The sequence below is a fragment of the Jatrophihabitans sp. genome (genome assembly GCF_051960575.1).
In the GTDB taxonomy this organism is placed as follows: Bacteria; Actinomycetota; Actinomycetes; order Mycobacteriales; family Jatrophihabitantaceae; genus JBQCEE01.
In genome coordinates this window covers 1-8,421 of record NZ_JBQCEE010000201.1, presented here as the reverse complement: position 1 = coordinate 8,421, position 8,421 = coordinate 1, and the positions used below count along the sequence as shown (strand labels likewise).

Below are 8,421 nucleotides of genomic sequence, written 5' to 3'. Positions count from 1 at the left end.
GAGCCGAAGCTCAAGGCCTACCTCGAGGTGGTCGAGCCCGGCGGCTCGGCCGACGTCGCGGCCGATCGGCTTGCCGCGCTGCGCGCGGAGGTGTCCGCCGCGCTGGGCGTGTGAGCCGTCACCCGTTCCAGACGTCGGTGACGGTGAGCGGCCGCAACGGCGCCGTCGTCGTCGGGCGGTAGCTCGCCGTCCGCAGCGGCGCGGTCGCGCTGCCGGTGAGCGCCGCGGCACCGCCGTCCAGGCAGGTGTAGGTCAGCGGCACGTGGTCCACCACCGGCACGACCCCGGTGGCCGCGATGCAGCGGATCCCGCCGGCGAGCTGGATCGCCCACGGCCGGTGCACCGTCATCGCCGGCCCACCCGGCAGCGGCTGGGTGAGGCGCAGCGAGACCGGCTTCGACCACGGGTCGGCGTAGCACGTGACGGTGCGGCCCGAGCCGTAGCAGGGGTCGAGGATCGCGTTGCCCGCGAAGCACCGGTAGGCGTCGGCGCTGCCCACGGTGATCGAGGTCGTGAAGCAGTTGCCGGTGCGGGTGCCGCTCACGGCCGCGGCCGAGGGCACGAGGGTGTGGACGACCGTGCTCGGCCGGGCGGCAGCGGGCGTGCTGCTGCTCGAGCGGGGCGACGTCGGCGCGCCCCCGGCGCTGTGATCACCGCCGCCGCTCGACGAGCGGCACGCGTCGAGCGTGCCGACGAGCAGCGCGATCAGGACGATCAGCCCCGAGTTGGACGCCCGGGAGCACCGCGGCCTGCTTGTCACACGGTGCTCCCGGGCGGTGATGATGGCTCACTGCGGGCGACATGATCGCGCCCGACGCTCCATGAGACGTCATCGACGACCGCGACGTTGCCAGGCGGGCCCAGGATTCATCGAAGTGTTACTTCAGAGCCCGCTGGACACCCTGCAGGGCGAACCGCTCGTGGGCCTGCACGTGGCCGCCCGTCCAGGCGACGACGGCGAACGAGCCGGTCGACGCGGCGGGGGCGCGGACAGTGATCGACCACGGCGCGTGCTCACCACCTGCCGGCACGCAGCACACCGCGGCGCTGCGGTGCCCCGCCGCGTCCATCGTGAACGCCTGGATGTTCTCGTCCACCCCCGTGATGTGGCCGCCTGCGCGGAAGGTGCCGGGCACGGCCGAGCCGTAGCTCGGCGTCTCGAGCGAGAAGGTGGTGTCGTCGGTGCCGACGACCTCCCACGGCGCACCGGTGTCACCGGGGTGCTGCTCGTAGCGAACGAGGTGCAGCACGGCCGCGCTGTGCGGCCGGCCGGCCGGGTCGCGATATCCGATGCCGATGTGAGCCTGGTCGGCGCTGATCGACGCGCTGGTGACCAGGCCGAGGTCGGTGAAGCCGAAGGCGCGCACGAAGGCCTGCGCGGTGAGCCGGGCGTCGAGGTGCCACGGCTGGCTGCCGCCGGACGCCCGCCACGCCTGCACCTGCCGGTACGTCGCGAACGGGCCGAGCGGCTGGTACCAGACGTAGCCGGCGGGGACGCGGCACGGCGATGCGTCAGCGAACCAGCAGACGGTCGGCGCTGTCGTGCCGGTGCTGCCGCGCGTGCCCGGCCCAGCCGAGGACTCCGCCAGCACTACGGGCGGCCGCGTGACCGACTCGGCCGTCGCCGGGATGGTCACGGTCGACACGACGGCACCCGACCGGTCCGGCGAGCCGACGGGCGGCGCGGCGCGGTGCGCGTCCGGACGTGTCGCCAGCACCGTCGTCGTGGCGACCGCGGCGGCGACCGCGGCCGCGGCCAACCACGGGGCCGTGCGGGCGAGGCGGGGGCGGGCGCGGGGCGGCTCGGCCGGGTTCAGCTCGTGCTCGGTCACCGTCGCGGCGCGGGCGGCCAGGGCCGCGCGCAGGCGGGTGTCGAGGTCGTCCATCAGAACCCCTCCTCGGCGAGCAGGGCGGCCAGCGCGTCGCGGGCACGCGACGCGGTCGACTTCACCGCACCGGCCGAGATGCCGAGCGTGGCGGCGATCTCGGCCTCCGACAGGTCGGCCCAGTAGCGCAGCACGAGCACCTCGCGCTGCCGGTGGGCGAGTCGGCCGAGGGCTGCCAGCACCGCCCGGTGGTCGGCCGCGAGCAGCACGGGTTCGTCCGCGGGCGCGGTCTGTTCGTCCCACGGCGGCCGGCCCTTGGTCCGCACCGTGCGACGGCGGCGTAGCACCGACCGCGAGCCGTTGACGACGCACGTGCGAAGGTAGGCCAGTGCTGCGTCCTCGGACGCGAGCCCGCCCCAGCGGCGGTGCAGCGCGGCGAACGCGTCCTGCACGACGTCCTCGGCGGTCTCGCGGTCGTCGACGAGCAGCACGGCGAGCCGGACGAGGGCCAGCCGGTGGGCGTGGAACAGCGCGGCGACGCCCGCGTCGGCGCCGGTGGCGGCACCGACGCCGACACCGCCCCGCCGCGTCGCGTCCCGGGGCGACCCGGTCGCCATGGCGGTAGTCATACCTCAGCAGACGCCCGGCGGCCGCCCAGGTTGCGTCCGGGCGCGAAACCCCCCGCTCTGGCTCGTTCTCGAGGCCGGAAACGGGCCGGAGCGGAGGGTTTCCGGGTCAGCGGGGGCCGAACTGGCGGTCGCCGGCGTCGCCGAGGCCCGGGACGATGTAGGCGTTGTCGTTGAGCCGCTCGTCGATCGAGGCGGTGAACAGTCGCACGGGCAGTCCGGACGACTCGAGCCGGGCCACGCCCTCGGGCGCGGCGAGGGCGCAGATGACGGTGAGGTCGTCGGCGCCGCGGGCGGCGAGCAGCTGCAGGCAGTGCAGGAGCGAGCCGCCGGTGGCGAGCATCGGGTCGAGCACGATCACCGGACGCCCGGCGAGCGACGCGGGCAGTGAGGCCATGTACGGCACGGCCTCGTGCGTCTGCTCGTCGCGGGCCAGCCCGACGAAGCCCATCTGCGACTCGGGCAGCAGGTTGAACGCGGCCTCGGCCATGCCGAGCCCGGCGCGCAGCACCGGCACCAGCAGCGGCGGGTTCGCCAGCGCGCTGCCGGTCGTCTCGGCCACCGGCGTGGTGATCGGGCACGGCCGGGTCGCCAGCTCGCGGGTGGCCTCGTAGACCAGCAGCGTGGCCAGCTCGCGCAGCGCGGCGCGGAACTCGGCGTTGCTGCTGTCCTGGTCGCGCATCACGGTGAGGCGGGTCTGGACGATCGGGTGCTCGACGACGACGGTCTGCATGAGCAGTCACTGTAGGACCGCCCGACGCCTACACTCGGCGCAGTGACGACACTCGCGAGCACGACGGCGGCGCCGGCAGACGTCACGCGCGACGTGACCCGTGACGACGCGTCACTGCGCTGGCTCCTGCACGGGCTACCGGGCGTCGACCAGGTCGGCGCCGAGTCGCGCGCCGCCGGACTGGCCACCCGCAGCATCAAGACGACGGCGAAGGCGTGGGCGCTCGACCTCGCCATCCGCATGGTCGACCTGACGACGCTCGAGGGCGCCGACACCCCGGGCAAGGTGCGCTCGCTCTGCGCCAAGGCCATGCGTCCCGACCCCACCGACGCGAGCTGCCCGCCCGTCGCGGCTGTCTGCGTCTACCCCGACCTGGTCGAGACGGCGGTGCACGCCCTGCGGGGCTCGAGGGTGCAGATCGCGTCGGTCGCGACCGCGTTCCCGTCGGGGCGCGCGGCGCTCGCGACGAAGCTGCACGACGTCCGTGACGCCGTCGCCGCCGGCGCGACCGAGATCGACATGGTGATCGACCGCGGTGCCTTCCTCGCCGGCCGCTACGGCCAGGTGTACGACGAGATCGTCGCGGTGAAGGCGGAATGTGGGACGGCGCATCTCAAGGTGATCCTCGAGACCGCCGAGCTCGCGACCCTCGACAACGTGCGCCGTGCGTCGTGGCTGGCCCTGCTCGCGGGCGGGGACTTCATCAAGACCTCGACGGGCAAGCTGACCACGTCGGCGACCCCGCCGGTCGCGCTGGTCATGCTCGAGGCGGTGCGCGACTTCGCGCTCGCGCACGGCGACCGGCGCGGCGTGAAGCTGGCGGGCGGCATCCGCGCCAGCAAGGACGCGATCCGCTACCTCGTCATGGTCAACGAGGTGGCCGGCGAGGCGTGGCTCGATCCCGACCTCTTCCGTTTCGGCGCCTCGAGCCTGCTCAACGACCTGCTGCTGCAGCGGCACAAGCTGACGACGGGCGCCTACGACGGCGCCGACTACGTGGCGGTGGACTGATGGTTCCGACGTTCGAGTACGCCCCCGCACCCGAGTCACGCGACATCGCGCGGCTGAGGCCGAGCTACCAGCTCTTCGTCGACGGCGCGTTCCGCGACGGCGCGGGCGAGTCGATCAAGACGATCAACCCGGCGGACGAGACCCCGCTCGCCGAGGTGTCCGAGGCCGGTCAGCGCGATGTCGACGACGCGGTCGCGGCCGCCCGGCGCGCGTTCGACGGGCCTTGGGGACGCATGCCCGCCGCCGAGCGCGGCAAGTACCTGTTCCGCATCGCCCGGGCGATCCAGGAGCGCGGGCGCGAGCTCGCCGTGCTCGAGACGCTCGACAACGGCAAGCCGATCAAGGAGTCGCGCGACGTCGACATCCCGACGGCGGCGGCGCACTTCTTCTACTACGCCGGCTGGGCCGACAAGCTCGAGTTCGCAGGGTTCGGCGGCAGCCGAGATCCGGCATCGGCCGGGCCGGCGCCGCGGCCGATCGGTGTCGCCGGCCAGATCATCCCGTGGAACTTCCCGCTGCTGCTGGCCGCGTGGAAGATCGCTCCCGCGCTGGCGTGCGGCAACACCGTCGTGCTGAAGCCGGCCGAGACGACGCCGCTCACCGCGCTCGTCCTCGCCGAGATCATCGCCGAGGCCGACCTGCCGCCGGGCGTGGTGAACATTCTCGCGGGCGGTGCGTCGGTGGGCGAGGCGATCGTCGCCCACGACGGCATCGACAAGATCGCGTTCACCGGCTCGACCGACGTCGGCAAGTCGATCCAGCGCGCCGTCGCCGCGTCGGGCAAGAAGCTCACCCTCGAACTCGGCGGCAAGGCCGCGAACATCGTCTTCGAGGACGCCCCGATCGACCAGGCCGTCGAGGGCATCGTCAACGGCATCTTCTTCAACCAGGGCCAGGTGTGCTGCGCGGGCTCGCGGCTGCTGGTGCAGGAGTCGATCGCCGACGAGGTCGAGGCCGCGTTGCAACGCCGGTTGAGCACCTTGCGCGTCGGTGACCCGCTGGACAAGAACACCGACGTCGGTGCGATCAACTCGGCGGCGCAGTTGGCGCGCATCCGCGAGCTCTCCGACTCGGGCGAGGCCGAGGGCGCCACGCGCTGGTCGCCCGCGTGCGACGTGCCCGAGCGCGGGTACTGGTTCGTCCCGACCGTCTTCACGAATGTCTCGCCCGCGCACCGGATCGCGCGCGAGGAGATCTTCGGACCGGTGCTGTCGGTGCTCACGTTCCGCACGCCGGACGAGGCCATCGAGAAGGCCAACAACACCGCGTACGGCCTGTCGGCCGGTGTGTGGACGGAGAAGGGCTCGCGCATCCTGGCGATGGCGAACCGGCTGCGCGCCGGCGTCGTCTGGGCGAACACCTTCAACCGCTTCGACCCGACCGCACCGTTCGGCGGGTACAAGGAGTCCGGCTTCGGACGCGAGGGCGGCCGGCACGGGCTGGAGGCCTACCTTGACGTCTGAACGCGTGCCGGTCCGCAAGACCTACAAGCTCTACATCGGTGGAGCCTTCCCCCGCTCGGAGTCGGGCCGCTCGTACCCGGTGACGTCGGCGTCGGGCGAGCTGCTCGCCCATGCCGCCCAGGCGTCGCGCAAGGACGTCCGCGACGCCGTCGTCGTCGCACGCAAGGCCGTCGGCGGCTGGTCGAAGGCCACGGCCTACAACCGCGGCCAGGTGCTGTACCGGGTCGCCGAGCTGCTCGAGGGCCGGCGCGCGCAGTTCGTCGACGAGGTCCGCGCGGCGGAGGGGGTCTCGGCGCAGGCCGCTGCCGCGCAGGTCGACGCCGCCATCGACCGCTGGGTGCACTACGCCGGCTGGACGGACAAGTTCGCCCAGGTCGTCGGCAGCACCAACCCGGTGGCCGGCCCGTACTTCACCTTCTCGCTGCCCGAGCCGACCGGGGTCGTCGGCGTGCTCGCGCCGCAGGAGTCGTCGCTGCTCGGACTCGTCTCGGTCGTCGCGCCGGCCGTGGCGACGGGCAACACCGTGGTGGTCGTCGCGTCGCAGGCGCGTCCGCTGCCCGCCGTGTCGCTCACCGAGGTGCTCGCGACCTCGGACGTGCCCGGCGGTGTCATCAACGTGCTTACCGGCTTCACCGCCGAACTGGCGCCGTGGCTCGCGTCCCACCGCGACGTGAACGCCATCGACATCAGCGGCGTCGTTGCGGCCGATCGTCCGGCGCTGCAGGCCGCCGCGGCCGACAACGTGAAGCGGGTCTTCGCGCGCGACGACGACTGGGTGTCGCCGCCCGGGCTCGCGCGCCTGCGCGCCTTCGTGGAGACCAAGACCGTCTGGCACCCGATCGGCGTCTAACGCGCGGGCAGCACCCGGCCGGTGACGTCGCCGAGGGTGATCCGGCCGCCGCCTACGCCCGGCGCCGTCGCGCCGATCGTCACGACGTCGCCGTCCTGCAGGTACTCGCGCACACTGTCGTCGTCGCGGGTGAGCGGGTCGGCGCCGTCCCAGGTCAGCTCGAGCAGCGAGCCCCACTGGTCGCGCCGCGCGCCACTCACCGTGCCGGACGCGAACAGGTCTCCCGGCCGCACCGAGGCCCCGTTGACGGTCAGGTGCGCGAGCAGTTGCGCGGGCGTCCAGTACATCGAGGCGAACGGTGGACGCGACACGAGTTGCCCGTCGATCCGCAGCTCGAGATCGATGGCCAGCCCGCGGCCGCCTTCGCTGTCGCCGTCACCGACGAGGTAGGGCAGCACCGGCACGTCGCGCGCCGGCGGGTCGACCCAGGCCGCGTCGAGCGCCGCGAGCGGCGTCACCCACGCCGACATCGACGTCGCGAACGACTTGCCGAGGAACGGCCCGAGCGGCACCGTCTCCCACCGCTGGATGTCGCGCGCCGACCAGTCGTTCACCAGCACGACGCCGAAGACGTGCTCGGCGAACGCCTCGACCCCGACGGGGACGCCCGGTGTCGAGCCGGCGCCCACCACGAAGCCGACCTCGACCTCGAGGTCGAGCTTGCGGGTCGGCCCGAAGACCGGTCCGTCCGGCGCCCCGCGCTGCCCGCTCGGCCGCACGACGTCGGTGCCCGAGACGACGACGCTGCCCGAGCGCCCGTGGTAGCCGACCGGCAGGTGCTTCCAGTTCACCGGCAGCGGCTCGGCGCCGGGGCGGAAGATCCGCCCGGCGTTCATCGCGTGCTGCTCGCTCGCGTAGAAGTCGACGAAGTCGCCCACCGCGATCGGACGGTGCAGCATGACCGCGTCGAGCGGAGTGGCGGCCGCCTCGACCCGGGCCGCCGCCGCGTCGTCGGTCAGCACGGCCTGCAGCTGCGCCCGCACCTCGGCCCAGCGCGCGGGCCCCGCCGCGAGGAACGGCTCGAGCACCGGACCGGCGAGTTCGTCCGCTCCCGTCAGCGTGAAGGCGTCCAGCGCGCGGTCGCCGTGCCGCACCACCACCCGTCTCGGTCCGTCGCCGACCGAGCAGATCCCGAACGGCAGGTGGTCGAGGCCGAACCCGGAGGACATGGCGCCACTCTGCCCGGCGCGGTCAGGTCGCGTCACCCCAGTCCTCGCGCTTCGGCGGCAGCACGCTGCGGTACCGCTGCGAACGCCGGTAGTAGATCCACGTCGGGATGCTCGGGTCGTTCTCGTCCCAGCCGACCGTCCAGAGGCCCCACCACGGTGTGCGCCTGGGGTCGTACGCAAAGGCGCTCAGATGCGCCGGGAACCGGCGCCGAGCCCTGTCGTGCAGCTCCGCGCGCAACTGGTCGTCGTTCGTCAGCTCGAGCAGCCGGCCCTTGGCGTCGGTCACGACGAACGCGAGATTCGCGGCGTCGAGCAGCCGCGCGAGCGTGGCGAACCGAGGATCGCCCCGGCCGGACTCGAGTCGGTCCACGGTCGACGGCGGTACCCCGGCACGAGCGGCCAGTTCTCGCTGCGACCACCCCCGCGACCGACGCGCCGCACGCACCAGCAACGCCGGTGTGAACCGACGGAGCCGCGCGATCACCTCGGCCGGCGGACCGAGCTCGTCGTCGTCGGTGCTGCCGCACCTGTCGCCGGTGTCGGTGTCGGTGTCGGCGTCGGCGTCGGCGTCGGCGTCGGCGTCGGCAGGGTCGGCTCGGTCGGCTCGGTCGGCGCGGTCGGCACTGTCGGCACTGTCGGCTCTGTCGGCACTATCGGCACTGTCGGCACTGTCGGCACTGTCGGCACTGTCGGCACTGTCGGCACTGTCGGCACTGTCGGCACTGTCGGCACTGTCGGCACTG

The 8,421-nt window shown here is 73.5% G+C and carries 9 protein-coding genes; 3 read left to right on the top strand and 6 right to left on the bottom strand.

Annotated elements, in window-relative coordinates; all coding sequences use genetic code 11:
- Positions 1 to 118 precede the first annotated feature (118 nt).
- From ACTHMS_RS11155 to upp, 4 genes are all read right to left on the bottom strand, one after another.
- Positions 119 to 760, bottom strand: coding sequence for a hypothetical protein (locus tag ACTHMS_RS11155; protein ID WP_440306734.1), 642 nt, complete (start codon positions 758 to 760; stop codon positions 119 to 121).
- A gap of 118 nt (positions 761 to 878) precedes the next feature.
- On the bottom strand, positions 879 to 1,886 hold the full coding sequence (locus ACTHMS_RS11150; RefSeq protein WP_440306733.1) for a hypothetical protein: 1,008 nt from the start codon (positions 1,884 to 1,886) through the stop codon (positions 879 to 881).
- On the bottom strand, positions 1,886 to 2,443 hold the full coding sequence (locus ACTHMS_RS11145) for a SigE family RNA polymerase sigma factor (RefSeq protein ID WP_440306732.1): 558 nt from the start codon (positions 2,441 to 2,443) through the stop codon (positions 1,886 to 1,888). Before ACTHMS_RS11145 ends, ACTHMS_RS11150 begins: the two co-directional genes overlap by 1 nt.
- Positions 2,444 to 2,561: 118 nt before the next feature.
- Positions 2,562 to 3,185, bottom strand: coding sequence for a uracil phosphoribosyltransferase (upp, locus tag ACTHMS_RS11140; RefSeq protein ID WP_440306731.1), 624 nt, complete (start codon positions 3,183 to 3,185; stop codon positions 2,562 to 2,564).
- A gap of 42 nt (positions 3,186 to 3,227) precedes the next feature.
- Here upp and deoC point away from each other — a divergent pair, with 42 nt between their 5' ends.
- Genes deoC through ACTHMS_RS11125 form a run of 3 tightly spaced genes read left to right on the top strand, consistent with a single transcriptional unit; the run spans position 3,228 to position 6,509 of the window.
- Positions 3,228 to 4,196 (top strand): deoxyribose-phosphate aldolase, encoded by a 969-nt coding sequence (deoC, locus tag ACTHMS_RS11135; protein ID WP_440306730.1) that lies wholly within the window; start codon positions 3,228 to 3,230, stop codon positions 4,194 to 4,196.
- On the top strand, positions 4,196 to 5,659 hold the full coding sequence (locus ACTHMS_RS11130) for an aldehyde dehydrogenase family protein (RefSeq protein ID WP_440306729.1): 1,464 nt from the start codon (positions 4,196 to 4,198) through the stop codon (positions 5,657 to 5,659). The genes deoC and ACTHMS_RS11130 overlap by 1 nt, the downstream gene beginning before the upstream one ends.
- Positions 5,649 to 6,509, top strand: a complete 861-nt coding sequence (locus tag ACTHMS_RS11125; RefSeq protein ID WP_440306728.1) for an aldehyde dehydrogenase family protein — start codon at positions 5,649 to 5,651, stop codon at positions 6,507 to 6,509. The genes ACTHMS_RS11130 and ACTHMS_RS11125 overlap by 11 nt, the downstream gene beginning before the upstream one ends.
- Here ACTHMS_RS11125 and ACTHMS_RS11120 read toward each other — a convergent pair.
- Entirely contained in the window at positions 6,506 to 7,678 is a 1,173-nt protein-coding gene (locus ACTHMS_RS11120; RefSeq protein WP_440306727.1) for a fumarylacetoacetate hydrolase family protein, read from the bottom strand. The two genes, ACTHMS_RS11125 and ACTHMS_RS11120, sit on opposite strands and share 4 nt — an antisense overlap.
- A gap of 22 nt (positions 7,679 to 7,700) precedes the next feature.
- A partial coding sequence (locus ACTHMS_RS11115; protein WP_440306726.1) for a helix-turn-helix domain-containing protein occupies positions 7,701 to 8,421 on the bottom strand: 721 nt, incomplete at its 5' end.

Bases quoted from the DNA above. Each gene is read 5' to 3' on its own strand.
- ACTHMS_RS11150 (WP_440306733.1), bottom strand. From the start codon at position 1,886: ATGGACGACCTCGACACCCGCCTGCGCGCGGCCCTGGCCGCCCGCGCC.
- ACTHMS_RS11145 (WP_440306732.1), bottom strand. From the start codon at position 2,443: ATGGCGACCGGGTCGCCCCGGGACGCGACGCGGCGGGGCGGTGTCGGC.
- upp (WP_440306731.1), bottom strand. From the start codon at position 3,185: ATGCAGACCGTCGTCGTCGAGCACCCGATCGTCCAGACCCGCCTCACC.
- ACTHMS_RS11130 (WP_440306729.1), top strand. From the start codon at position 4,196: ATGGTTCCGACGTTCGAGTACGCCCCCGCACCCGAGTCACGCGACATC.
- ACTHMS_RS11120 (WP_440306727.1), bottom strand. From the start codon at position 7,678: ATGTCCTCCGGGTTCGGCCTCGACCACCTGCCGTTCGGGATCTGCTCG.